The following is a 22,383-nucleotide window of genomic DNA, read 5'->3' as shown; positions in this document are numbered from 1 at the left end:
GATGCAGACCGCGGCGACGCTGCCGCGGACCGACGGGCCGAGCGGCTACTTCTGGACCTCGGGCGCCGACAGGACACTCCGGGTCGGACGGTGCGCAGGGTGTTCGCGCCTGCTGCATCCGGCGGTCGAGATATGTCCCGACTGCGGTGCCGAGGGTCCCGCCCCCGAGCCTGTCTCCGGGCGCGGCACGGTCGTCGCCTGCACGCTCGACCGGCATCAGTTCTCACCGGAGCACCCGCCGCCGTACGTGGTCGCCATCGTGGCCCTCGCCGAGGACCCGCGGCTTCGGCTGACGACGAACGTCGTCGGGTGCAGCCCGGAGGAGGTCGTGGTCGGGCTGCCGGTGCACGTGACGTTCTCGCAAGTCGACGACGTGTGGCTGCCGCTGTTCGCACCATCGGGCGGGGCCGGTGAGCCGATCGAGGTGCCCGCGCCCTCCGTCGCGGTCAGGGCAGCCCCGAGCCGTGACCGGTTTGAGCACGAGGTCGCGGTGGCTGGCGTAGGGCGGTCACGTTTCGGACGACGGCTGAACCGGACGCCACTGGCCCTCTCGGTCGAGGCATGTCGGGCCGCGCTCGACGACGCCGGCCTCGCGGCGCAGGACGTCGACGGGGTGTGCTCGTACCCTGGCACCGACGGGCTCCCCGGCGTGTCCGATGGTGGCGTGCGAGGTCTGGAGCATGCGCTGCGGCTCAAGCCGACCTGGCACCTCGGAGCCGCCGAGGTGCCAGGACAGGCAGGGATTGTCGTCGCGGCCATGCTGGCCGTGGCGTCGGGACTTTGCCGCACGGTTCTCTGTGTGACCTCGGTGAGCACGGAGAAGGTCCCCGGTCTGCGAAAGAACGGCGCGAGGATCGAGGGGGAGGGGCAGTGGCGGCTCCCCTTCGGCGCCACCTCCCCAGCCCACTGGATCGCGCTCTACGCCTCGCAATACCTGTCGCGCTATCGGGTGGGACGCGAGGCGCTGGGATGGATCGCCATATCGTCCCGGGCCCACGCCGCGCGCAACCCCGATGCGCTGCACCGCGATCCGATCGACATGGGCGACTACTTGGCTGCGCGCAGCATCACCACGCCCTTCGGCCTGCTGGACTGTGACGTGCCCTGTGACGGCGCGGTCGCGCTCGTCGTGTCGGCACTCGACCAGGCGAGGGACCTGCGACACCCGCCGGTGCGCGTCGAGGCCGTCGGCACCCAGCTGACCGAGCCCCAGTCCTGGGACCAGGGGACGCTCACCCACCAGCCCAACCTGTTCGGACCGGCTGCGCACCTCTGGAGCCGGACGGACCTGCGTCCGACCGACGTCGACGTCGCCCTGCTCTACGACGGGTTCACCTTCAACGCCCTGTGCTGGCTGGAGGCACTCGGGTTCTGCGGCATCGGTGAGGCAGGCGATTTCGTTGCCGGCGCCGAGCGGATCGGGCCCGGGGGAGCCCTCCCCCTCAACCCGCATGGCGGGCAGCTGGCCGCGGGCCGCAGCAACGGATTCGACAACCTCGGCGAGGCCGTGCTGCAGCTTCGGGGAGACGCCGGGGCCCGTCAGGTGCCCGGCGTGGAGGTGGCCGTAGCCACCTCCGGAGGTGGCATCCCCGCAGGCGCCCTGCTCCTCACCACCGACCGCTGAGATCGGAGCTCATCATGATCGGCCCCGCCGACGACCTCATGATCCACCAGACGCACGAGCCCGTGCGCTACGCCAGCACGAGCGACCGTCGCTTCTACGACCGGCACTTCCTGACCGGCCACTCGCAGGACGGCGATGTGTTCTTCCTCCTCGGCATGGGGGTGTACCCCAACCTCGGCGTGATCGATGCCTTCGCCTCGGTCGCGGTCGGCGACACGCAGACGACCACCCGGGCCTCCCGCGAGCTGGGCGTCGACCGGCTCGACAGCACCGGCGTCGGCCCGGTCGACCTCCAGGTCCTCGAGGGGCTGCGACGGCTGCGGTTCTTCGTGGCACCCGGCGACCACGCGGTCTCCCTCGACCTCCTGTGGGAGGGCTCGGTACCCGCGTTCGAGGAGCCGCCCCTGCACTCCAGGGTGGCGGGACGCCTCATCGAGCAGGGCACGCGGCTGATCCAGACCGGGCGGTGGAGCGGGCACGTGACCGTGGCCGGGCGGCGGTTCGAGGTCGGCCCGGACACCTGGTGGGGGGCCCGGGACCGGTCGTGGGGCGTGCGGTCGATCGGGCTCGAGCGCGAGCCCAAGGGCATCGCCCAAGCTCACGGGCTGGGCAAGAAGCGGCCGCCGCTGTGGATCTGGTCGCCGATGCAGTTCGAGAAGCGCACGGTCCACCTCGTGATCTCTGAGCATGCCTCGGGGGAACGCGAGATCGAGACGGTGCGCCACGTGCCTGTCCTGCCCGCGGGGGGCGAGTTCCGTGAGCTGTCCGAACCTGCGCACGAGCTCAAGTTCGACTCCGACCGAGAGCTGCTCGAGGGGTCCTCGGTCTCGTTCCGCGACATCGACGGGTCTCGCCGCACGGTGACGCTCGAGCCGCTCCGCCGCGCCTACTTGCGAGCGGGCACCGGCTACGGCGGGCCCGACCCGTGGCGGCACGGCGCCTACATGGGCGAGAGCTGGGTCGACTCGGTGTCGTTCGACCTCAGCGACGAGGCGTTGACCAAGCGGATCGGGCCGACACACGTGCTGTGCCGCATGACGACCGACACTGGCGAGGTTGGCTACGGCACGTTCGAAACGCAGGTGTTCGGTGCGTTCCCGCCGTACGGGTTCGATTCATGACCACCGCGCCTGCGCCGCGCGCACTCGTGACGGACGGCCTCCGGGCTCAGGTCGAGTCGTACCTCGGCACTTGCCTGGGCCGCCCGGTACGGGTGGGAGGGCTCAGCAAGCTGGCCGGGGGTGCCTCCCACGAGACGTGGGGGGTGGACGTCCACGACCACGAAGGGGACGGGACACGTCGGTTCGTGCTCCGTCGCGAGCTCGAGCACGGTCCCCTTGACGGTGACCTCCAGCAGGAATTCGATCTGCTGGTCGCCCTCCACGAGCGTGGTCTTCCCGTGCCGCGCCCCCACTGGTGCGAGGTGCGGGACTCACCCCTCGGACTGCCCTTCATGGTGATCGACAGGGTGCCGGGGGTCGACGTCCGCAAGGCACTGGCCGACCCGGAGCGCACACCCGACCGGGAGGAGCTCGGGCTCCGGCTGGTCCGGCTGCAGGCTCGGATCCACGCGACACCGGTCCCGGAGGGCTGGGGAGCGGTCTCGGCTCCCTCGCAGGAGGTCGAGCGGTGGGCCGACGCAATCGACGCCGCGACGAAGGAACCAGGTCCGCTGGTTGCCGGGGCGCTCGAGTGGTTGCGCACCCACGCGCCCGCGCCAGGCCCGGTGGGGTTGGTGCACGGAGATTTCAAGGCCAACAACCTGCTGTTCGGCTCCGACGGCGTCGTCACCGTTCTCGACTGGGAGCTCGCTCACCTCGGCGATCCCGTCGAGGACCTGGCCTGGACGATGCTGTGGACCACCGGCTTCGACCTGGTCGGCGGTCTGCTGTCGGAGCCGGCGTACCTGCGTGCCTACGAGGCTGTGAGCGGGCGGGCGGTCGAGCCGTCGAGGCTCGCCTTCTGGCGGCTGCTCGCGCTCGTGAAGCTCGCAGCGATCTTCCTCACCGGCGCCGTCGCCCCGGACGACGGTCGTGCGGTGCGGCCCACCCTGCAGCTGCTCGGACGGGCCATGGTCCATGTCGACCACCGCCTCGCCGGGGCGCTGCGAGCGGTCGCCGGAGAGGACGTGCCATGACGACCGCGGACCCGATGTCGGGCCTGGACACTCTCGACCAGATCGGGAGGTTCCTCACTACCGAGGTGGTCGGGGCGGTTCCTGCCGAGCTGGCGGGCGAGGTTCGGGCAGCGGTGAAGCTGCTTCGTACCGCGGCCACCGAGCTCAACAACAGGCACGTGCTCGTGCGCGCCGAGACCGACGAGCTGCTCGCCTTGATCGATGAGGCGCTCGTGTACCTCCCGTCGTCGCTTTTCGTCGACGAGTGCGCCACCCTGCGCGCTCGAGCGGCGACCAGTGACGCCTCGCTCCGGGAGATGGACCAGCTCCTCGGCGCGGTCTACGCCGTGACGACGCGAGTCATCACAGCCTTGCAGCGCGCCCCTCGGTCGCCCGGGGCGGCCCGCGCCCTCGACGGCCTGTACGCGGCATTGGGCAGGCATGCCGAGTCGCGGCTGCCCTGGCAGGCCGTGTTCCCGGTGACCCCTGACTGTTCTGCCACGGAGGGACCGATCCGATGACCACTATCACCGACCCCCAGGAGCGCCGGCTGCTTGTCGGCGGCCGCCTCGTCGAGGCGGACACGACGATCGCCGTCGAGAACCCGGCGACCGGGGAGAACGCGGGTGACTGTCCCGTCGCCTCGCCCGCCCTGCTCGACGAGGCGGTCGACGGTGCGGTGCACGCCGGTCGGGCCTGGGCCGCCGACCCCGACGGCCGGCGTCGGGCGCTCGAGGCGGTCGCGGGCGTGCTCGTCGACAACGCGGATCTGCTCGCCCGCACCCTGTCCCTGGAGACCGGGCTGCCGATCAACGACGCCGGCTTCGAGGTCGCGGCGGCAGCCGGGTTCGCCCGCTACCGGGCCTCGGTACCCCTGCCGGTCGACGTGATCCACGACGACGGCCGGCAGCGGGTGCACGTGCACCGCGCCCCCATCGGCGTCGTCGCGGCCATCATCCCCTGGAACGCGCCGATCATGATCGCCGCGGAGAAGATCTCGACATCGCTGGCCGCCGGCAACACCGTCGTCCTCAAGCCATCGCCGCTCGCGCCGCTCGCGACCGTCCTTCTCGGCAAACTGCTGGCGGACGTCCTGCCGCCTGGTGTGCTGAACGTCGTGGTCGGCGGTGACGACCTCGGTGCCGCGCTCGTCGCCCACCCCGGGGTCGGCATGGTGTCGTTCACCGGCAGCACCGGGGCCGGTCGAGCCATCATGGCGGCTGCCGCCCCGCGACTGAAGCGCCTCTCGCTCGAGCTCGGCGGCAACGACGCTGCCATCGTGCTCCCCGACGTCGCGGTCGAGACGGTGGCCGCCAAGATCTTCATGGGCGCGTTCTACCGAGGCGGGCAGGTCTGCGCGGCCATCAAGCGCCTCTACGTCCACGACGACGTCGTCGAGCAGCTGGTGGGCGCGCTGACCAGGCTGGCCGAGGCCACCATCGTCGGTGACCCCCTCGACCCCGCCACCACGATGGGCCCGATCGCGAACCGGCCGCAGTTCGAGCGGGTACGCGCCTTGGTCGACTCGGCTGCGGCGTCCGGCGGCACCCTCGTCACCGGAGGCGAGCCGTCCCCCGGCCCCGGCCTGTTCTACCCCCCGACCCTGGTGCTGGGGCTCGATCCCGGGGCCGACCTGGTGGCTCAGGAGCAGTTCGGGCCGGCCCTGCCGGTGCTGTCGTTCAGCGACGTCGACGAGGCGGTCGAGGCGGCCAACGCGACTGACTTCGGCCTTGGCGCCTCGGTCTGGACGTCCGACGTGGGCGCCGGGACCGCGATCGCCGCCCGCCTCGACGCCGGGTCCGCATGGGTCAACCGCCATGCCCTGGTCGTGCCGGACGTGCCGTTCGGCGGCACCAAACAGAGCGGAGTGGGCCGCGCCAACGGCGCGGTCGGCCTCGACACGTACTGCGAGTTGCGCACCGTCAGCGTCGCGTTGCCGCGGCGAAAATGAAAAGAGAGGAACGGTCATGGAGAAACTGCTCGACGGAGGCATGTTCTTCGAGGGCCCCCGGTGGCACGATGACGCCTGGTACATCTCGGACCTCTACACCCATCGTGTGTTGCGAGTGGAACCGAACGGCACCACGAGCGAGGTGGCGTTCGTGCCGAACCAGCCTTCCGGCACCGGATGGCAGCCCGACGGCACTCTCCTCGTCGTGTCCATGAAGGACTCGACGGTGCTGCGCCGCAACCCGGACGGCACCATGCGCCTGCACGGCGACTTGGCCCCGCACACCGTGGGCTACGCCAACGACATGGTCGTCGACCAGCGCGGGCGGGCGTTCGTCGGGACCTTCGGGTTCGATCTGTTCGGCGGCGGACAGCCGGCACCCGGTGCGGTGTCCCGGGTCGACCCGGACGGCACCGTGACGGTCGTCGCGGAGGACCTGCGCTTCCCGAACGGCATGGTGGTCAGCGAGGACGGCTCGACACTCGTCGTCGCCGAGACCTTCGGCGGGCGGTTCACCGCGTTCACCATCACCGACGACGGCGCGCTGACCGACCGGCGCCTGTGGGGCCAGGTCGGTGTCGAGCCGTCCTACGAGTCCGTCGAGACGATCGTGCGGACGGACTTGGCGCCGGACGGCTGCGTCTTCGACGCCGAGGGGCACATCTGGGTCGCCGACGCCCTGCACGGCCGTGCGGTCCGGGTCGCGCCGGGCGGGAGGATCGTCGAGGAGGTCCGTGCGCCGAACGGGCTCGGTCTGTACTCGTGCACGTTGGGTGGACCCGACGGCCGGACACTGCTCGTCTGCACAGCGCCCAGCTTCGCCGAGGAGGAGCGGAAGGCGGCGAAGGAGTCCGAGCTCTACACCCACCCGGTGTCGGTGCCGCGGGCGGACACCCGGCCCTGAGCCGCAGGCAATCGGATCGGGCGCGCCTAGGACCCCCGGGTCCCGGGGGTGCCCGATTCGCAGCGAGGACTTCTGCTCGCGGGTCCGTACAAACTACGACGGGATCCGGTGGCGTGTGCCGGGATATCCACGGTTCACGGCTACCGGCACGGCAGCGAATATTGGTTGTCCAAGCGGCAGAAATCGCGGGACTCCAGAGAGGTAGTGCCGATGATAAGGATTCAGGCCGACATGGCGTTGTGCCAGGGCTACGGCAATTGCGTCATCGACGCCGAGGATGTGTTCGACGTCGACGACGACGGAATGGTGATCGTTCTCCGGTCAACGGTGCCGGGCGGTGAGCGCAAACGGGTCGAGGCTGCCGTGCGCAGCTGTCCGGTTGCGGCGCTCTCCCTCGCCGAGGAGCCGGCCGAGACCCGCGACGCATCCACCACGACCGACGATGCACCCGCGAGGTGATGCCGATGTCCACCGACGGTCCGGCGAACTCCGTCGAGCGGAGTCGTTCGTTCAGCGACCACGATTCTCAGCATTCACGTGTTACCGCGGCGCTTCGGGCGTTGCGACGCGGTGAGATGGTTTTGGTCGTCGACGACGAGGATCGCGAGAACGAGGGCGATCTGATCATGGCGGCGGAGTTCGCCACGGCCGAGGCGATGGGTTTCATGATTCGGCACACCAGTGGTCTGCTCTGTGTCGCCCTCACCGAGGAGCGTGCCGAGGAGCTTCGCCTGCCGCCCATGGTCGCGGAAGCCGAGGACCCCCGGGGCACCGCCTTCACGGTGTCGGTCGACCTCAAGGCGGGTGTCACCACCGGGGTCTCCGGACATGACCGGATGCTGACCGCACGTGCTCTGGCCGATCCCGCGACCCGGCCCGAGCACCTGTCCCGCCCGGGCCACGTCTTCCCGCTCGTGGCCCGCCCCGGCGGGGTCCTCCGCCGAGCGGGACACACCGAGAGCACCGTCGACCTATGCCGTCTCGCCGGCCTCGAACCGGTCGGAGTGCTCGGCGAGGTCACCAACGACGACGGCACTATGGCCCGGCGGCCCACTCTGCGCCGCTTCGCCGCAGAGCACGGCCTGGTGGCGCTCTCGGTGGGGGATATCGTCCGCTACCGCCGCGACCGCGAGTCATTGGTACAGCGGCTCTCCACCGGGCGCGTTCCCTCCGAGTACGGCGAGTTCACCGCGGTTTGCTACCGATCCGTCACCGAGGGCACCGAGCACGTCGCCCTCGTCCTCGGCGAGGTCCACCAGGACGCCGCCGGTGTTGACGCGCCGGTGCTGGTGCGAGTGCACTCGGAGTGCCTCACAGGGGACGTTTTCGGCTCCCGGCGCTGCGACTGCGGCGAACAGCTCGAGGACGCCATGGCGGCAATCGGCCGTGCGCGCCGCGGCGTGGTGGTGTACCTGCGCGGTCATGAGGGTCGCGGGATCGGTCTCGCCCACAAGCTGCGCGCCTACACACTGCAGGATGCGGGACTGGACACGGTCGACGCGAACACGGCACAGGGCTTGCCGGTCGACGCGCGCGACTACGGCATCGGCGCTCAAATCCTGAACGACCTCGGCGTCCAGCAGATCCGCCTGATGACCAACAACCCGGCCAAATACCGCGGCCTGAACGGCTACGACATCGAGATCGTCGACCGGGTCCCGTTGGTGGTGGAGCCCAACCCCGACAACCTGCACTACCTGGCGACGAAGCGCGCGCGCATGCAACACGCACTGGGCGAGGGCGTGGTCTCATGACCAGAACCGAAGCCCTTCACACCGATCAGAAAGCGCTGTTCAAACAGGCGATGGCGTCGTTCCCGAGTGGCGTCACCATCGTGACGACAACCGCGCAGGACGGGCGCTGGTGGGGCTTCACCGCCACGTCCTTCTGCTCCGTGTCGATGGATCCACCGCTGGTCCTCGTCTGCCTGGCCGTCGGCGCGGAGTGCCATCCGGTCTTCGCCGAAACGGACCGCTGGATCGTGCACATCCTCCACCCGGATCATGCCGACCTGGCGATACGCTTCGCGACGCGGGGTGCCGACAAGTTCGCCGACGCCGATTTCCGGCCAGACGAGCACGGTCTACCCGTGCTGGAGCGAGCGTGTGTCGTCCTCGACTGCACCCCGTACGCCCGCCACGAGGGCGGCGACCACACGATCCTCGTCGGACGCGTGGAGTCCACCACGGTGTCGGAGGAAATCCCCGCGCTGTACTTCCGTCGGGCATTCCACGCGCTTCCCGGTTCACGGCCGTAGCAGGCAGGCGGAGCGCTACGTCCACCGCGTCCAGGTGCCGCGCGCGGGCGGGCGACCCTGAGCCGCCGGGCTTAGTCGAGATCGCGGAGGGCGGGCAAGTCGAGAGGAGAGAAGGCATGGAGTCGGTCCCACGAAAGCCGGATGCGCAGACCGCCGCGTCGTGTCGTCGGGCGTTGTTCGCCACAAGCTTCGGGACCTACGTCGAGTGCTACGACTTCGTCGTGTATGGGCACATGCCGTGGTGGCCCTGTTGATCGCTGCCAACTTCACCGCCATCACTCCGATGCTGACCGAGTTTGTTCGCCACCGACACCTGCTCCAGCGGACTCTCACTCGGGTTCCAGATTCAGACCAGGGTCTTCGCAGGCCCGGCACCTGCGGATTGACCGGGCTGGCTGCCGGGTCGTTCGTGTTGCTGACTTCGCTCTATGCGATGGTCGTTGTGGTGTTCACGCTCGTTGCGGGCTTCCTGGTCCGGGAGACGGTCAACACGACGCTCCGGGTCACCCGGACGACGACGCCGGAGGCCGAGTCGACTACCCCGCGTCGGCGACGAGCGAATGATCGGCGGGCCGATGACGACGGACCCTGGTACACCCGGGCCCTGGTCCTCCACACACGACCACCTGCAGGGCGTCTCCCCAAGGACCGAGGAGCCATGAAGCGGTCCCTTTTCGACGCCGACCACGAGGCGTTCCGTGAATCCGTGCGCGCGTTCGTCGCCACGGAGATTGTCCCGAACTTCGACACCTGGGTGGCGGCAGGCATCGTCCCACGTAAGCTCTTCCTGGCCGCGGGCAAGTCCGGGTTCCTGGGCATGGATGCGCCGGAGGAGTACGGCGGTGGCGGGGTGCCGGACTTCCGCTTCAACAGGGTCATCATCGAGGAGTTGATGGTGGCGGGCGTGGCCTCCGCGGGTCTCGGCATCATCCTGCACAACGACGTCTGCATGCCCTGTTTCCGCGACTACACGACCGCAGAGCAGCAGTCGCGCTGGTTTCCGGGCCTCGTTTCCGGCGAGCTGATCACCGCGGTGGCGATGACCGAGCCCGGCACGGGCTCGGACCTGGCCTCGGTCACCACGACCGCCCGCCGCGACGGCGACTACTACAACGGGATCAACTCCGACCTGGTGATTACTGCGGTGAAGACCGACCCCAGGCGGAAGCACAAGGGCATCTCCCTGCTCGTGCTCGAGCGCGGGATGGAGGGTTTGGAGCGCGGCCGCAAGCTGGACAAGCTGGGCGAGCCGGCGCAGGACACCGCTGAGCTGAGCTTCTCCGACGTCCGGGCGCCGGAGGCCAACCTGCTCGGCGAGAAGGGGCAGGGCTTCGCCCAGCTGGTGTCCAGCCTCCCGCAGGAACGACTGTCCATCGCCGTGGCCGCAACCGCCGCGGCGCGAGCCGCGCTGGACTGGACGCTGGAGTACGTCAAGGAGCGCAAGGCATTCAGGCAGCCGACCGGCTCGTTCCAGAACTCCAGGTTCGTGCTCGCGGAGATCGCCACCGAGGTCGACCTGGCTCAGCACTACACAGACGCCTGCATCCGGGCGCTCAACGCGGGTGACCTCACCGCGGTGGACGCGAGCAAGGCGAAGTACTGGTGCAGCAAACAGCAGGGCCGGGTAGTGGACCGGTGCCTGCAGCTGCACGGCGGATACGGGTACATCAACGAGTACCCGATCGCCCGCGCCTTCGTCGACGCGCGGATCACCCGGATCTACGGCGGCACAACGGAGATCATGAAAGAGGTCATCGGCCGATCCCTTGGGCTCGGATCGGGGGGTCTGAACCCGATACTCGGCGTCAAGTGCGGTCAGGCTTTTCAGGCAGCCCGGCGTGCGGGCCGGGCACGGCAGAACGCAGGAAGGAAGTCGGCCAAATGGGTAGATTCTCCGGCAAGGTAGCCATGATCACGGGTGCGGCGCGAGGGCAAGGACGCGCGCACGCCGTGGGCTTGGCGGCTGAGGGGGCGGACGTCATCGCACTCGACGTTCCCGCCCCGGTCGACACCGTCCCCTACCGCCTCGGGTCCCGTGAGGATCTCGATCAGACTGTTCGTCTCGTGGAGAAGTACGGTCGGCGCGTGATCGCTTTCGAGGCAGACGTGCGCGACCTCGCCGCGGTTGGTGAGGCCGTGACGCGGGGTGTATCCGAACTCGGGCGACTCGACATCGTGCTCGCGAACGCGGGCATCATGAACTCGATCGGGCCCGCGGGGGATCGGGACGGGGCTTTCTACGACGCGATCGACGTCATGCTGACGGGCGCTTGGCACACTCTCCGCGCGACAGCGCCCATCCTCGTCGACCAGGGCGACGGCGGCTCCATCGTCATCACCAGTTCGACCGCCGGCCTGCGCGGCCTACGGACTCATCTGGAGGCCGGTTCGGCCGGCTACGTCGCGGCCAAGCATGGAGTCGTCGGCCTGATGCGCATGTATGCGAACCTCCTCGCGGAACACAGCATCCGGGTGAATACGGTGCACCCGACAGGAGTCGACACGGCAATGGTCCGCAACGACGCGTTCGACGAATTCGTTTCGGAGCATCCCGGGCTTGCCAGGAGCCTTAAGAACGCGCTTCCCAAGCCACTGCTCGATCCCGAAGACGTCACCAAGACGATTCTCTGGCTGGTCTCCGACGACGCGCGGTACGTCACCGGTACGACTGTTCCGGTCGACGCCGGGTTCTGTGTGCGGACATAGTCGACCGGCCCGCAGTTTTGCGGTCATCGCCGGGCCGTCCTGAGCGAACGAAGAGCGGAAAGCCGGAAGCACCTTCTGCCACGAGTGACGCTGTCTGTCGCGTCGGCGAGAACGTCGGGTCCGCACAAGATGCGCGCGAAAGGCGCGACGCCGGAGCGGTCGACGGCGCGAGCGCCACACTGCGTAACGTCACCCGGTTCTGCTCCGGCTTCTTCATGCGGCCGACGGTCTTCGCCGACGTCGACAACGAACCACACGATCGCCCCAGGAGGAAATCTTCGGGCCCGTCCTCGCGGTGATCCCCTACGCCGACGAGGAGGAAGCCATCCGCCTGGCCAACGACAGCGACTACGGGCTCGGCCGCGAAAGGGGCCCCGAGGGACTCGCCGGCTACCAGACTCCGAAGGCGATCTACCAGGTGCCGTGCCCCGGCGCCGACGGTTGCCACCACCGTCGCAACCGTCGGCGCGACTCAACCGAGAAAGGTCAACATGACCACGACACAGCGTCCGGCGTTTTCGTGCGGTGGCTGGCACGCCGCAAAAGGGAATCCTGACGCCGCTGCGGGCAAAACATTGCCTTGAACGCACTCGATGAATCACTGCACGGGCCACGGCAACCGGGCGGGGATCATCCACACCCTCGCCGACTCGCCTTGACGTCGGGCGATGAACCTGCAGAACGGGCGGACTTGCGGTTCGCGGACGATTTCGTCGTGCTCGTGCACGGTTCCCAAGACGACGTCAAGACCTGCGCGACTACATGGTCGATGCGCTCCAGATGCAGGGGATTGGATCTCCAAGAGCAAGCACCGCTCCGGCGACGCCGGATCAAGCACTCATGGTCAGTTGTCTGTTATGCGGCCACGGTGGCCGCTTCCTGCATGTCGTTCACTGCTTCATCCGCGGCTCGCTGGGCGGCGATCTGCTCCTCGAACTCGGACCGGACGAGCTGACGAGCTGACGGGCCCGAGTGGCCCCTACCCCGAGCCGGACGCGCAACGTGTCAGCGGATATCGGGTGCGGCTGGCACACGACTCGTGGCGCCAATCGCTTGCAAGACGCCAGGGCCGACCTCCGACGAACCGATCAACAAGAGGGGGGTCGACCGCGTCGAACGCCGCTTTACCAAACTTGCCCGCGACGAGAGGCTCTGCCACGTTCAGCGCGAGCGTGACCACGCTCGCGAAGATCAGCAGTCGGCGAGCAGGCCGCAGGACCTCCGGCGAGGCACCGGTGAGAGCCAGTGACGGGTGCCGAGCAGCAGTCCGAGGATCGAAAGGTCAACCGCAGGAGCCACCAGCGGCGCGACCCAGGCTGGCACGCCGAGCCGGAGCGCGAGGTTGAGGACGTTGCCGAAGCCGAACATGAAAGTGAGGCCGACGACGACGCCCATGATCACGGTGACGGCCTGAAGGTCAGTGGCCCCCTCCGAACCTGATCGAGTCAACATAGCTGCAGGCTGGCTCATCGATCGGTCTGCCGGTCATGAGCACCAGGCCGTTGTCCGCTCGACCTTCGGTTGTTGCCTTGTTCCTTTCGTGCCGATCGACCTGGGGTCTTCATCGCTGCTGTGCCGACACCGATCGGGCACCGCGCCACCGGAGTTTGACGTCTTTGTCTGCCGTGTACAAGCTCCTGCAGGGCACGCGACAACCGTCACGCGTCAAGAACTTCACCTTTTCGCAGACCGATGACCACGATGAGTGTCTCCGCCGCAGAGAGCGGATCATTGTCGGGTTTCGCATTCCATGAAGGTTGCTTCCAGCGCCGCTCGATGGCAGAGCAGCGACGTCTTCGCATTACTCCGAGGGCACGTAGTCTTACGGGTGTCGCGGGCGAAGCACTGTGACGTGCCGCCGGCCCGGCGTGGCGATCTCCTCGACGACCAGCGACTCAGCCAGGGCGATCACCGACGCGTCGGTCGTTCCAGGGGAAGGTCGTGGTCCTGCGCCACCAACTCTGCCATCCGGGCTACCCAGACTCCCGGCCGTGGGCGGGGCCGTACGGCCGGGAGCGGGTGCCAGTTGTGTGAACGGCCCTGGATTGGGCAACTGGCGAGAACCAGTGTGTGGGGTGCCCGATAGGGCCCAGCAGGCGGGACGCAGTGTGCCGCGGCATACCTGTGCAAACACTGACCGACCGCGGCGTCAGGCGAGTACGGCCACAATTGTTGTTCCGGCGAACTCGCCAGCGTCGATTCGGCGGAACAAGGCGCACATCATCTTGGCTTCGTAGACCGGGTCCAGTGCGATGTCGTGCCGCTCCTGAAAATCGTCCACGAACTCGGTCAGCTCGTGAGGGCGTTTGGCGTAGCCGCCGAAGTGAGCCTCGTGGTCGATCATCCAGTTGGTCGTCGCCGCGCCGAACGCTTCCCGCTGTAAGCGGCGCACTTCATCGTTCAGGTAGTGGGCTCCTTTCAATACCGCGAATCCGAGTGCACGCTGATCACCGTGGAGTGTGGCGGCAACCCCGGCCAGCGTGCCGCCAGTGCCACAAGCGCAGCAGAGCACATCAAAGCCCACGTCGATTTCGGCTGGGAGATCGGCGCAGCCACGGACGGCGTGATCGTTGCTGCCGCCCTCGGGCAGGACGTAGCAGGGCCGGAACCGCTCCGGTACGGGTTTGTTGCGATAGGTTGTCCGGTCGACGTAGGCCAGTGTCATCCCATGGTCCACTGCGAACGCCAGGGATTCGTTGAGTGGTCGGTGTTCCTCACCCCTGATGATGCCGACCGTTTCAAACCCGAAGTGGTGACCAGCTGCCGCGGTGGCGCGGATGTGGTCCGAGTAGGCACCCCCGAAGGTCAGCAGTCGTCGATGTCCTCCTTCCTTGGCTGCGGCGAGGTTGTACTTCAACTTGCGCCATTTGTTGCCCGGTATCGCTGGATTGATCAGGTCATCGCGCTTGAGCAGGAGTCGGATGCCTTGCGCCCGTAGGCGGTCGTCATGCAGTTCGGCCAGCGGTGACGGGAGGTTGAGGGCGAGTTGACTCGTCCGCATGCTCATGAGTCTAGCGGCAAAATAGTCTGTTGACAAATCAGGTTTGCAGTGCAAACCTAGTTGCAGTGTGACGGAACTGAGGGGATTACGCGATGGGAGAGCCAGGGGCAGTCGAAGTACTGGACGAGATGGCGGCCTTGCGGCGTCGGACGAGGAATGACAGGCGGGGACACTGGCTTCCGTTACTGTTGTTCGGCTTTGGAGTGCTTGCGGCGCCATCGGTGTACGGGAACACGAGCGTGGCGTCCGGGCCGTTGTCGCCGTTCGGTACCACGGAAAAGGTGGGCGCCTATTGGATCGCGGTGGTCGCGGTAGGGGCCGCTGCGAGCCTTGCCTGGTACCGATGGCGAGGTTTGCGGGTGGGGGTGCAGGCGCGCACCGGCGTCTATCTCGGCTACTTGCTGGGCGCCCTGGTGCTGTTCGTAGTGCTGGTCCCCTTGGTCGGTTATTGGATTCTGGGGTTCTTCAACGGAATGAGTCCGCAGGCGGTCTGGAGTGCTGTCGCCTTGTTCGTGGCTGGTGGTGCGATCGCCGGAGTGAGCGCTTGGCGGTCCTGGCGTCCTGGAATCGTCGTCGGTCTCGTTGTCGTGGTGCTGGCTGCGGATCAGCTCGCGATCGCGGCTACCACACATGGTTTCGGTGCCCTGCTGGTCATCGCGGTCGGTGTGTGGGCGTTGGCCTGGGCTGAACGGAGCGCGTTGTGTGGTGTGGTCGCGGCGCTCTTTTCCGCAGCGGGCTTGGTGGCCAATCTGTACAACATGGAGAACGTGTTCGGCGGGTCGGCCGTGGTGTTTGACAACTTGATAGTGCCTGCAGTGGTTCTGATTGCCGGCGGGACGGTCGCCGGCTTGCGCGCCGCAGTGAGCGCGGCATGAGTGAGCACCCCACGACTGGTCTCGACGATCTGGTGCACCAGCGGCACAGGCTCGGCATCCTGACCATCACGGCCGAGGCAAAGCGGGTCGAGTTCGGGTATCTGCGCGAAAACCTCGAGCTGACCGGGGGCAACCTGTCCCGGCACATTGCGGTGCTGGAAGAGGCCGGCCTGCTCGAGGTGGAGAAGGGATATGACGGCAAGCGTCCCAAGACCTGGGTACACATCACAGCCATGGGTCGCAAGGCGCTTGCGGAGGAGATCGCGGCGTTGCGTGCGCTCGTCGCCCGACACGACGGGTGACGTAAGCACTCGGTAAGCGTCGTACGGGTTCTGCACTGTCCACCTCGGACATACCGTCTCAGATGTGAACAGGGTTGTGCCTCCGTCCTCCGCCCACGACGAGCGGGTGACGGCGCGGATCGGGCTGTGGCTGGGAGTCAGCTTCGGCCTGTGCTTTGTGACGGGGCTGATCAGTCACCTCATTCAGCATCCGCCGTCGTGGTTCTTGTGGCCGAGCCGGCCGGTCTGGTTGTACCGCGTCACACAGGGCGCGCATGTGATCAGCGGTGTCGCATCGATTCCGCTGTTGCTGGGGAAATTGTGGAGTGTTTATCCGAAGTTATTCCAACGACCGCTGATCCGGTCGATGGTGCATGCGCTGGAGCGGTTGTCCATCCTGGTGCTTTCGGCTTCGGCGTTTTTCGAACTGGTCACTGGGCTTTTCAACGTCGCGCAGAACTACCCGTGGAACTTCTACTTCCCGGAAGTCCACTACGCGGTCGCGTGGGTTGCCATCGGTTCGGTGATCGTGCATGTCGCGGTCAAGCTGCCTGTGGTCCGACGGGCGTTGGGACGCGAACGGAAGCCGGACATGGCAGGAGTGTCGCGGCGTCGATTCCTACGAACCACCTTCCTCGCTTCCGGGGTTGCGGTCGTCGCTACGGCTGGAGCGACGGTTCCGTTGCTGCGAGATGTTTCCGTGTTGTCGTGGCGGACAGGCCGGGCACTGCCCGTCAACCGGACCGCCGTGGCGGCCGGGGTGAGCGAAGCTGCACGCGATCCTGGGTGGCGGCTGGAAATCCTGGCTCCCCGGGGAATCCGCTCGTTCTCCCTGGATGAACTGGCAGCGTTGCCGCAGACCACCGCCGATCTCCCGATAGCGTGCGTCGAGGGATGGAGTCAGTCCGCGATATGGACCGGTGTCTCGTTGCCCGATCTGCTACGTGCCGTTGGCAGTGGGCCAGGGGCGGTCGTCACCGTGACGTCGTTGGAGAAGAACGGGATCTACGCGCGGAGTTCGTTACCGGGCGAGCACACAGCCGACCCGGTCACGCTGTTGGCCCTCCGGCTCGACGGTGAGGTACTCAGTCTCGACCACGGGTACCCGTGCCGGATCATCGCGCCGAACCGTCCCGGCGTGCTGCAGACAAAATGGGTTACCCGATTGGAGGTCGGACGAAGGCCGGCCGTGTTCTGTTGGCCTTGCCTGGGCTTGTCGCGCTCGGGTGGGGGATCTTCCTCCTGACGCAGATCGCGTTCACGCAGCAACTGGTCGCGGGTGGCTGGCTGCTCGGGGGGTCGATCTTGCACGATCTGCTCATCGCGCCTTTTGTCGGGTTGTTGACGGCACACATCGCTTCGGCGCATTGGCGAGTTCCTGCGCTCACCGGCCTGGCGGTGAGCGGAGTGCTTGTCCTCCTTGCGGTTCCGTTGCTGTGGCGACCGTTTGGGACGCTACCAAGCCCGGGGCTGCACGACGGACACCCGCTCGGCGGGTTGCTCGTCGCGCTCGCGGTGGTGTGGGTGCTCGTGTTCTGTGTCGGGTTGATCAAGCGAGTGCGGAGATGACGGGTCTCCTCACCCGACTCTACAATGCGTTCCAACAAATGAGCCTGTCCCGGGACGTGAACAGGATGACTGTGTCGTCCGGTGTTCCGCGCGCAGGCAAGGTTTCCACGATGCGCGCAACACCTCGTCCAACCGTCACCGTGAGAACCGAGACGACCGAGATTCGGCTGGGACGTGGTGGTGGAGGAACGACTGCAACCCGGCCGCCGTCGATGAGCGTTGGCGGCAGGCAAGGACAATTTCGTCTGCGGTGGTGTTCGCCCATGACGGGGACCCGGCGACCGTGGAGGTGATCGGCCGGGCGATCGAGCCCGTGGCGTCGGTGATCGCCACGGCGGGGGCCTTGCTGGATCCCGAGCTAGTGGTGCTCAGCGGGGCGGCCGTAGCCGCCGGGGAGACGCTGATGCACCCGATCCGTCGCCGGCCGGCCGGACTGTCGATCTCTGCTCCAGAGGTGGCCGCATCCGCGCTGCTGCACAACGCTGTACTGACGAGCACGGTCCGCTCGCCCTCGAACGGGCGGAGAGCCGGTACCTCGCGGAGTTCGTCACCGCGCCCGTTTCGTCACCCGGGTGTGCTGGAGCCACCACTCGGCGACCAACAGGTTCACGATCCAACTCAACCAGGAGCCGACGCCGATCGCTTGCGCCATCTCGGCGTAGTCGTTCTGGTCGGAGACCAGGAAAACCGTGCAGGCGATGGTCCATGCCCGGTTCAGGATGATCGAGAAACAGAGCGCGAAACTCCGCACCATCCATTCGCGATGCTCGGCATACCGGCGTTTCTTCGCCTTCACGTAGCCGGCGGCCGTCGTTAGTACCCACAGCACACCCAGAGTGGTGTTCGCCGCCTGCTGGTTCGGACCCCAGTAGGTGCACGCGGAGACTGTCAGGATCGCGAGCCCGCCGAAGATGGTCGAGAAGACGTACGCCCGGCCGCTCCACCGGTGCACCTGCGGGTATCGCTGCCGTAACCAAGGCCACAACTGCAGACAACCGGCCAGCAACGCTACGGACCCGAGAAAGATGTGGGTCACCAACGCCGCGTAGTAATACGGCACTCCGTCAGGCGGCAAGGTACGGGATTGTGCGGGGTCCAGGCCCAAATAGGGCGGTAGCGCGTACCCGAGGAAGGCCACTACGAGCACCATAAGCAGGACCATCGGTGGTTTGATCTTCACGTGGGACTTTCCGGCGGGTTTCGTCTCGACCGTCACCATGGAGAGGAGTCTTCGCCGGCCGAGCGGCCAGGCCAGTGGGGTTGGCCCTGCTTTTGGGTGGGGTAAACCCTGCACCTGCCCCGCGACACGGTGATAGTGGAGTCATGGCGGGCAGTGATGCGATCGTGGTCGGCACCGGGCCCAACGGGCTCGCGGCCGGGGTCATCCTGGCGCGCGCCGGGCTCCGGGTCGAAATCCATGAAAGCGCGCCGGATTTCGGCGGTGGACTGCGCTCAAAGACATTGTTCGACCGAGATGTCGTGCACGACATGTGTTCCGCCGTGCATCCGCTCGCTGCCGCGGGCCGGTTCTTCCGTGAGTTCGATCTTCCCAGCCGGGGAGTGGAACTGTGCCAGCCTGAGATCGCTTACGGGCACCCACTGGACGGTGGTCGGGCCGGGCTTGCCTACCGAAGTCTGGATCGGACATGTCAGGGGCTCGGCGTGGACGGTCCGCGGTACCGGCGGTTCATGCTCCCGCTCATCGAGCGCAGCCAGGGTGTTGTGGATGCGTTGTTCTCCGATCAGCGCAGGTTACCGACCGATCCGGCCGCCTTGCGGGCGCTGCCATCGCGGATTCTGTCGGAGGGCACGGCTTTGGCCCGCCATGCCTTCCGCAGTGAGGAAGCCCGCGCGATGCTCGCCGGCATCGCAGGGCATTCCATCGGCAGGCTGCCGAGTCTGTCGGCAGGCGCCATCATCCTGTTGCTGGGACACCTCGCGCACACGACCGGCTGGCCGCTACCGCAGGGCGGCAGTGTCCGGATCGCGGGCGCGCTGGTCGAGGATTTCCTTTCCCACGGCGGCATTCTGCACACCGGTAGCCCCATCGACGACATCCGGGAACTCGCTGACGCCAGGGCGGTACTCCTGGACATGGGGCCGCGTGGTTTTCTCGACCTCGCGGCGGAGTGGATGCCGCCGGGTTACGTGCGGGCACTGCGCTCCTATCGTTATGGTCCGGCGGTGGCGAAGGTGGATTTCCTGGTTTCCGAACCGATCCCGTGGGCCAACTCGGAACTGCGCCGGGCTGGGACGGTGCATGTGTGTGGCGATCAAGCCACCGTCTACGCGAGTGAAACCGCCGTCACCCGAGGGATAATTCCGGACCAGCCTTACGTCCTGCTCTCCGAGCCGATGGTCGCGGACCCGGGACGGGGACTGCCCGGCAAGCGACCGGTATGGGCGTATTGCCATGTGCCGAATGGGAATCCGGTCGATCCGACCGAACTGATCCGGCGCCAGATCGAGCGGTTCGCACCAGGGTTCACCGACACCGTGCTGGCGTCCCACAGCACGACCGCACCGGAGTTCGCGAAGTACAACGCCAATTACGTCGGTGGCGATATCGCCGCGGGTGCGGTGGATCTGCGGCAATTGCTCGCCCGGCCGGTGCCGCGGTGGAATCCGTACCGCACCCCGCTCAGCGGCGTCTACCTGTGCTCGGCGGCCACGCCACCCGGCCCGGGTGTGCACGGCATGTGTGGGTACTTCGCGGCGAAATCGGTGCTGCGCAACGAGTTCGGTATCCGCGAAATGCCCTCACTCGCGCCGGATGAGGAACGGCGTCAGTAAGCCAGGGACGGCGGCGTCTGCCAGTGCGACCGCTTCGGCCTGCGGCAGGTCGGCGTTGGTGTAGTGCTGTCTTCCCGCAGCGGTTGTCGCGGTCAACGACACCAAGCCTGCTCGACGCTGGAAGAACGACCGGTGTACGACCCAGCCGATCACGCCGTCGCAGGAGAGCACATAGCGGCGACGCAACAAGCTGCCGTGACGGAACACCAGTCGTCTTTCGGTGAGCGCGTGCCCCAGGTTGCGGAACCGGTCCTCGGCCAGGAGAGCGCCGACGGGAAAGAGCACCAAGGAGGTCTGCCAGGTCCAGGCCGGCCAGTTCGCCAGCCACCACAACAAAAGCAGCGCGCCCGTGACGATCGCGGCGAAGGCGCAAGCGCGTGTGTAACGACGACGGTGGGCCGTGCGTCCGTGCCGGATCAGTTCCTGTCCCGCCGGTGTAGCCGAACCGGTCACCTGGCCGGCAACCCTTTTGGCCTCGGACAGTGGCGCTGGCGGGAGCAACACGGAACCGCCGTGCTCGGCGCCACGCCCGGCACGCAGGCCGGTGGTGATCGCCATGCAGCGGGCCCCGCCGACGGCTCGCAGCAACAGCGGTTCGCTGATCTCGACCCCGCGCAACCGGCGCAGCTCGATCGTTGTCGACCGGGTGGTGAGCAGGCCGCGGGTGACGTGCAAGGTGCCTTCGGTACGGACCAGCCGGAAGTTCCAGAACGCCAGGATGTAAGCGATCACGGACAGCACGGCGACCAGCACGGCGGCGACGAGCGTGACCTCCAGGACGGCCAACGCGAGCGGCGCCGCCGACAGTTGGCCGATAACCGAGTTCAGCAGGCCGAACTCGTCCGGATCGAGGTGCGTCTCATTGAAGAGATTGGCCAGCGAGCCCACCACGACACCGATGGTCGCGATGCCGGAAAGTGTGAAGGGCCCGTATCGAACCCAAGCCGGGGCGAGGCGCAGAAGCTCCGTCTGCGCAGGCTTCTCTTCGGTGACAACGTGTTCTGTGCGCCGGAGCAGTTCTTCCCGCAGTCGCGCCGCCTCGACTGAGGCGAGCGCATCCAGGGTCACGCCCTCGTCGCTGCGGTCCGAACGGCCGGTGCCGATCACCACCCGGCTGAGCCCGAGCACCCGCTGCATCGGATGTGCGGTCAGGTCCACCGAGCGCACCCGGTCCCGGGGAACGGATAATTCGCGCCGCCGCAGGAGCCCACGCTTCACGCGCACGTGTGTCGGGGTGATCTGGTAGGTGGTGGTGAACCAGCGCAGCAACCCGCCGGCGATCGCCAGGCCGAGCCCGATCAAACTCCAGATGTGGCCCTGCCCGTGGCGGCCGATGAACAGCACACCGATCAGCACCGGCAGGAACCGGATGGCCTCCTGCACCGGATGCACGGCGAGCATCTTCGGGCTCAGCCGGTGCCACGGGAGGTCGGTCATGTGGCGTCACCGGCGCTGGTCTGGGTGAGGGTGGCCAGTTCGGCCGCCAGCCGTTGGGCCATTTCCAGGTTCAGCCCATGGATGTGTACGGGCCCGCGCGCGGAAGCCGTGGTGACCGTCAGGTTCGCAAGCCCGAACAGCCGCTCGAGCGGGCCGCGCTCGGTGTCCACCGTTTGGATCCGCGAAACCGGGGCGATTCGCCGTTCCTGGTTGAACCAGCCGGACTGGGTGTAGACGACCTGCTGCGTGGTCTCCCAGCGGTGCACCCGGTAACGCCATTGCGGCATCACGATCAGGTGGGCGGCGGCGACCAGGACCGTCACGATCAGCACCACGATCAGGCTGGTGCCGCCCTTGGCCAGCAGCAGCCACACCACTTCGACGACCAGCACGACCAGCCAGCCGAGGGCCGCTCGCGTGGTCCAGAACAGCACTGCTCGTTTGTCGACCAGATTCGCCGGCGGGCGAAGGTCCAGCACTGGTTCGGTCACATCACCACTTTGCCAGCAGGCCGGTCCGGTTTCCCGAGCCGAAGGTGCTCGATGTGGTAGATCGCCTCATCCAGCAGGAGCGCCACGTGGTTGTCGTAAAGGCTGTAGACAATGCTGCGGCCGGTGCGCTGCCCGGCGACCAGGCCGAGGTTACGCAGCAGCCGGAGCTGATGCGACACCGCGGACTGCTCCATGTCGACGGCTTCGGCCAGCTCGCCGACCGAGCACGGGCCTTGCCGTAGCCGGGTCAGTATCAGCAGTCGGCTCGGCGTGGCGAGTGCCTGCAGGGTCGCGGCGACCGTGGCCGCGCTTTCCGCGTCCAGCGATGCGACAGGCGTGCCCCTGTCTTCGACTCCGTGACCCACGCAACCCATCCTA

General features: G+C 67.5%; 22 protein-coding genes. 16 read left to right on the top strand and 6 right to left on the bottom strand.

All coding sequences use genetic code 11. From position 1 onward, the window contains the following. Position 1: 1 nt before the first annotated feature. The 12 genes from VHD82_RS21780 to VHD82_RS21725 all read left to right on the top strand — a co-directional run bounded on the left by VHD82_RS21780 (position 2) and on the right by VHD82_RS21725 (position 12,114). On the top strand, positions 2 to 1,624 hold the full coding sequence (locus tag VHD82_RS21780) for a thiolase C-terminal domain-containing protein (protein ID WP_325706825.1): 1,623 nt from the start codon (positions 2 to 4) through the stop codon (positions 1,622 to 1,624). Positions 1,625 to 1,638: 14 nt separating this feature from the next. Beyond that, on the top strand, positions 1,639 to 2,745 hold the full coding sequence (locus VHD82_RS21775) for a hypothetical protein (RefSeq protein WP_325706787.1): 1,107 nt from the start codon (positions 1,639 to 1,641) through the stop codon (positions 2,743 to 2,745). After that, positions 2,742 to 3,761 carry a phosphotransferase family protein gene (locus tag VHD82_RS21770; RefSeq protein WP_325706783.1) on the top strand — a complete coding sequence of 340 codons (1,020 nt, stop codon included), beginning with the start codon at positions 2,742 to 2,744 and terminating at the stop codon, positions 3,759 to 3,761. The genes VHD82_RS21775 and VHD82_RS21770 overlap by 4 nt, the downstream gene beginning before the upstream one ends. Then, positions 3,758 to 4,261 carry a hypothetical protein gene (locus VHD82_RS21765; RefSeq protein WP_325706780.1) on the top strand — a complete coding sequence of 168 codons (504 nt, stop codon included), beginning with the start codon at positions 3,758 to 3,760 and terminating at the stop codon, positions 4,259 to 4,261. The genes VHD82_RS21770 and VHD82_RS21765 overlap by 4 nt, the downstream gene beginning before the upstream one ends. Continuing rightward, positions 4,258 to 5,691: an aldehyde dehydrogenase family protein gene (locus VHD82_RS21760; RefSeq protein ID WP_325706777.1), complete on the top strand. Its 1,434-nt coding sequence runs from the start codon at positions 4,258 to 4,260 to the stop codon at positions 5,689 to 5,691. Before VHD82_RS21765 ends, VHD82_RS21760 begins: the two co-directional genes overlap by 4 nt. A 16-nt stretch (positions 5,692 to 5,707) precedes the next feature. After that, a complete protein-coding gene (locus tag VHD82_RS21755) occupies positions 5,708 to 6,595 on the top strand; it encodes an SMP-30/gluconolactonase/LRE family protein (protein WP_325706774.1) in 888 nt (295 codons plus the stop codon). Positions 6,596 to 6,643: 48 nt separating this feature from the next. Beyond that, positions 6,644 to 7,054: a ferredoxin gene (locus VHD82_RS21750; RefSeq protein WP_325706772.1), complete on the top strand. Its 411-nt coding sequence runs from the start codon at positions 6,644 to 6,646 to the stop codon at positions 7,052 to 7,054. 5 nt (positions 7,055 to 7,059) lie between these two features. Then, positions 7,060 to 8,349: a bifunctional 3,4-dihydroxy-2-butanone-4-phosphate synthase/GTP cyclohydrolase II gene (locus VHD82_RS21745; RefSeq protein ID WP_325706770.1), complete on the top strand. Its 1,290-nt coding sequence runs from the start codon at positions 7,060 to 7,062 to the stop codon at positions 8,347 to 8,349. Then, complete coding sequence (locus VHD82_RS21740) at positions 8,346 to 8,852, top strand: flavin reductase family protein (RefSeq protein WP_325706768.1); 507 nt, start codon at positions 8,346 to 8,348, stop codon at positions 8,850 to 8,852. The genes VHD82_RS21745 and VHD82_RS21740 overlap by 4 nt, the downstream gene beginning before the upstream one ends. 241 nt (positions 8,853 to 9,093) lie before the next feature. Beyond that, on the top strand, positions 9,094 to 10,758 hold the full coding sequence (locus tag VHD82_RS21735) for an acyl-CoA dehydrogenase family protein (protein ID WP_325706765.1): 1,665 nt from the start codon (positions 9,094 to 9,096) through the stop codon (positions 10,756 to 10,758). A gap of 2 nt (positions 10,759 to 10,760) precedes the next feature. Further along, the gene (locus tag VHD82_RS21730; RefSeq protein WP_325706762.1) at positions 10,761 to 11,558 is read left to right on the top strand and encodes a mycofactocin-coupled SDR family oxidoreductase; all 798 of its coding nucleotides are present in this window, start codon (positions 10,761 to 10,763) and stop codon (positions 11,556 to 11,558) included. Positions 11,559 to 11,853: 295 nt separating this feature from the next. Continuing rightward, positions 11,854 to 12,114: a hypothetical protein gene (locus tag VHD82_RS21725; protein ID WP_414637557.1), complete on the top strand. Its 261-nt coding sequence runs from the start codon at positions 11,854 to 11,856 to the stop codon at positions 12,112 to 12,114. A 635-nt stretch (positions 12,115 to 12,749) separates the two neighbouring features. Here the strand turns inward: VHD82_RS21725 and VHD82_RS21720 are convergent. Beyond that, positions 12,750 to 13,010 carry a hypothetical protein gene (locus VHD82_RS21720; RefSeq protein WP_325706759.1) on the bottom strand — a complete coding sequence of 87 codons (261 nt, stop codon included), beginning with the start codon at positions 13,008 to 13,010 and terminating at the stop codon, positions 12,750 to 12,752. Between the two features lie 697 nt (positions 13,011 to 13,707). Beyond that, a complete protein-coding gene (locus VHD82_RS21715; RefSeq protein WP_325706755.1) occupies positions 13,708 to 14,559 on the bottom strand; it encodes a 1-aminocyclopropane-1-carboxylate deaminase/D-cysteine desulfhydrase in 852 nt (283 codons plus the stop codon). Positions 14,560 to 14,918: 359 nt separating this feature from the next. Between VHD82_RS21715 and VHD82_RS21710 the strand changes: the two genes are divergently transcribed. The 3 genes from VHD82_RS21710 to VHD82_RS21700 all read left to right on the top strand — a co-directional run bounded on the left by VHD82_RS21710 (position 14,919) and on the right by VHD82_RS21700 (position 16,961). Then, positions 14,919 to 15,434: a hypothetical protein gene (locus VHD82_RS21710; RefSeq protein ID WP_325706751.1), complete on the top strand. Its 516-nt coding sequence runs from the start codon at positions 14,919 to 14,921 to the stop codon at positions 15,432 to 15,434. Beyond that, positions 15,431 to 15,736, top strand: a complete 306-nt coding sequence (locus VHD82_RS21705; RefSeq protein ID WP_325706748.1) for a transcriptional regulator — start codon at positions 15,431 to 15,433, stop codon at positions 15,734 to 15,736. Before VHD82_RS21710 ends, VHD82_RS21705 begins: the two co-directional genes overlap by 4 nt. 64 nt (positions 15,737 to 15,800) lie before the next feature. Then, complete coding sequence (locus VHD82_RS21700; RefSeq protein WP_325706745.1) at positions 15,801 to 16,961, top strand: molybdopterin-dependent oxidoreductase; 1,161 nt, start codon at positions 15,801 to 15,803, stop codon at positions 16,959 to 16,961. Positions 16,962 to 17,831: 870 nt separating this feature from the next. Here the strand turns inward: VHD82_RS21700 and VHD82_RS21695 are convergent. Continuing rightward, positions 17,832 to 18,503, bottom strand: a complete 672-nt coding sequence (locus VHD82_RS21695) for a DUF2306 domain-containing protein (RefSeq protein ID WP_325706742.1) — start codon at positions 18,501 to 18,503, stop codon at positions 17,832 to 17,834. Between the two features lie 104 nt (positions 18,504 to 18,607). Between VHD82_RS21695 and VHD82_RS21690 the strand changes: the two genes are divergently transcribed. Beyond that, positions 18,608 to 20,077, top strand: a complete 1,470-nt coding sequence (locus VHD82_RS21690; protein ID WP_325706739.1) for an NAD(P)/FAD-dependent oxidoreductase — start codon at positions 18,608 to 18,610, stop codon at positions 20,075 to 20,077. Here VHD82_RS21690 and VHD82_RS21685 read toward each other — a convergent pair. The 3 genes from VHD82_RS21685 to VHD82_RS21675 are packed head-to-tail and all read right to left on the bottom strand — an operon-like array spanning position 20,045 to position 22,370. Beyond that, positions 20,045 to 21,514 carry a PH domain-containing protein gene (locus tag VHD82_RS21685; protein ID WP_325706736.1) on the bottom strand — a complete coding sequence of 490 codons (1,470 nt, stop codon included), beginning with the start codon at positions 21,512 to 21,514 and terminating at the stop codon, positions 20,045 to 20,047. The two genes, VHD82_RS21690 and VHD82_RS21685, sit on opposite strands and share 33 nt — an antisense overlap. Continuing rightward, complete coding sequence (locus VHD82_RS21680) at positions 21,511 to 22,005, bottom strand: PH domain-containing protein (RefSeq protein WP_325706733.1); 495 nt, start codon at positions 22,003 to 22,005, stop codon at positions 21,511 to 21,513. The genes VHD82_RS21685 and VHD82_RS21680 overlap by 4 nt, the downstream gene beginning before the upstream one ends. Continuing rightward, positions 22,002 to 22,370 (bottom strand): metalloregulator ArsR/SmtB family transcription factor, encoded by a 369-nt coding sequence (locus VHD82_RS21675; protein ID WP_325706730.1) that lies wholly within the window; start codon positions 22,368 to 22,370, stop codon positions 22,002 to 22,004. The genes VHD82_RS21680 and VHD82_RS21675 overlap by 4 nt, the downstream gene beginning before the upstream one ends. Positions 22,371 to 22,383: the final 13 nt, after the last annotated feature.

Origin of the sequence: Amycolatopsis sp., assembly GCF_035546795.1 — a bacterium.
Lineage (GTDB): Bacteria > Actinomycetota > Actinomycetes > Mycobacteriales > Pseudonocardiaceae > Amycolatopsis_E.
Note: the sequence above shows the minus strand (reverse complement) of the source record. Positions and strands in the feature narration are given on the sequence as shown.

What these genes read in the sequence shown, in the direction of transcription:
- VHD82_RS21745 (WP_325706770.1), top strand. Translation starts at nt 7,060, where the DNA reads ATGTCCACCGACGGTCCGGCGAACTCCGTCGAGCGGAGTCGTTCGTTC.
- VHD82_RS21780 (WP_325706825.1), top strand. Translation starts at nt 2, where the DNA reads ATGCAGACCGCGGCGACGCTGCCGCGGACCGACGGGCCGAGCGGCTAC.
- VHD82_RS21715 (WP_325706755.1), bottom strand. Translation starts at nt 14,559, where the DNA reads ATGCGGACGAGTCAACTCGCCCTCAACCTCCCGTCACCGCTGGCCGAA.
- VHD82_RS21755 (WP_325706774.1), top strand. Translation starts at nt 5,708, where the DNA reads ATGGAGAAACTGCTCGACGGAGGCATGTTCTTCGAGGGCCCCCGGTGG.
- VHD82_RS21695 (WP_325706742.1), bottom strand. Translation starts at nt 18,503, where the DNA reads ATGGTGACGGTCGAGACGAAACCCGCCGGAAAGTCCCACGTGAAGATC.
- VHD82_RS21705 (WP_325706748.1), top strand. Translation starts at nt 15,431, where the DNA reads ATGAGTGAGCACCCCACGACTGGTCTCGACGATCTGGTGCACCAGCGG.
- VHD82_RS21765 (WP_325706780.1), top strand. Translation starts at nt 3,758, where the DNA reads ATGACGACCGCGGACCCGATGTCGGGCCTGGACACTCTCGACCAGATC.
- VHD82_RS21760 (WP_325706777.1), top strand. Translation starts at nt 4,258, where the DNA reads ATGACCACTATCACCGACCCCCAGGAGCGCCGGCTGCTTGTCGGCGGC.
- VHD82_RS21770 (WP_325706783.1), top strand. Translation starts at nt 2,742, where the DNA reads ATGACCACCGCGCCTGCGCCGCGCGCACTCGTGACGGACGGCCTCCGG.
- VHD82_RS21740 (WP_325706768.1), top strand. Translation starts at nt 8,346, where the DNA reads ATGACCAGAACCGAAGCCCTTCACACCGATCAGAAAGCGCTGTTCAAA.
- VHD82_RS21720 (WP_325706759.1), bottom strand. Translation starts at nt 13,010, where the DNA reads ATGTTGACTCGATCAGGTTCGGAGGGGGCCACTGACCTTCAGGCCGTC.
- VHD82_RS21690 (WP_325706739.1), top strand. Translation starts at nt 18,608, where the DNA reads ATGGCGGGCAGTGATGCGATCGTGGTCGGCACCGGGCCCAACGGGCTC.
- VHD82_RS21685 (WP_325706736.1), bottom strand. Translation starts at nt 21,514, where the DNA reads ATGACCGACCTCCCGTGGCACCGGCTGAGCCCGAAGATGCTCGCCGTG.
- VHD82_RS21775 (WP_325706787.1), top strand. Translation starts at nt 1,639, where the DNA reads ATGATCGGCCCCGCCGACGACCTCATGATCCACCAGACGCACGAGCCC.
- VHD82_RS21730 (WP_325706762.1), top strand. Translation starts at nt 10,761, where the DNA reads ATGATCACGGGTGCGGCGCGAGGGCAAGGACGCGCGCACGCCGTGGGC.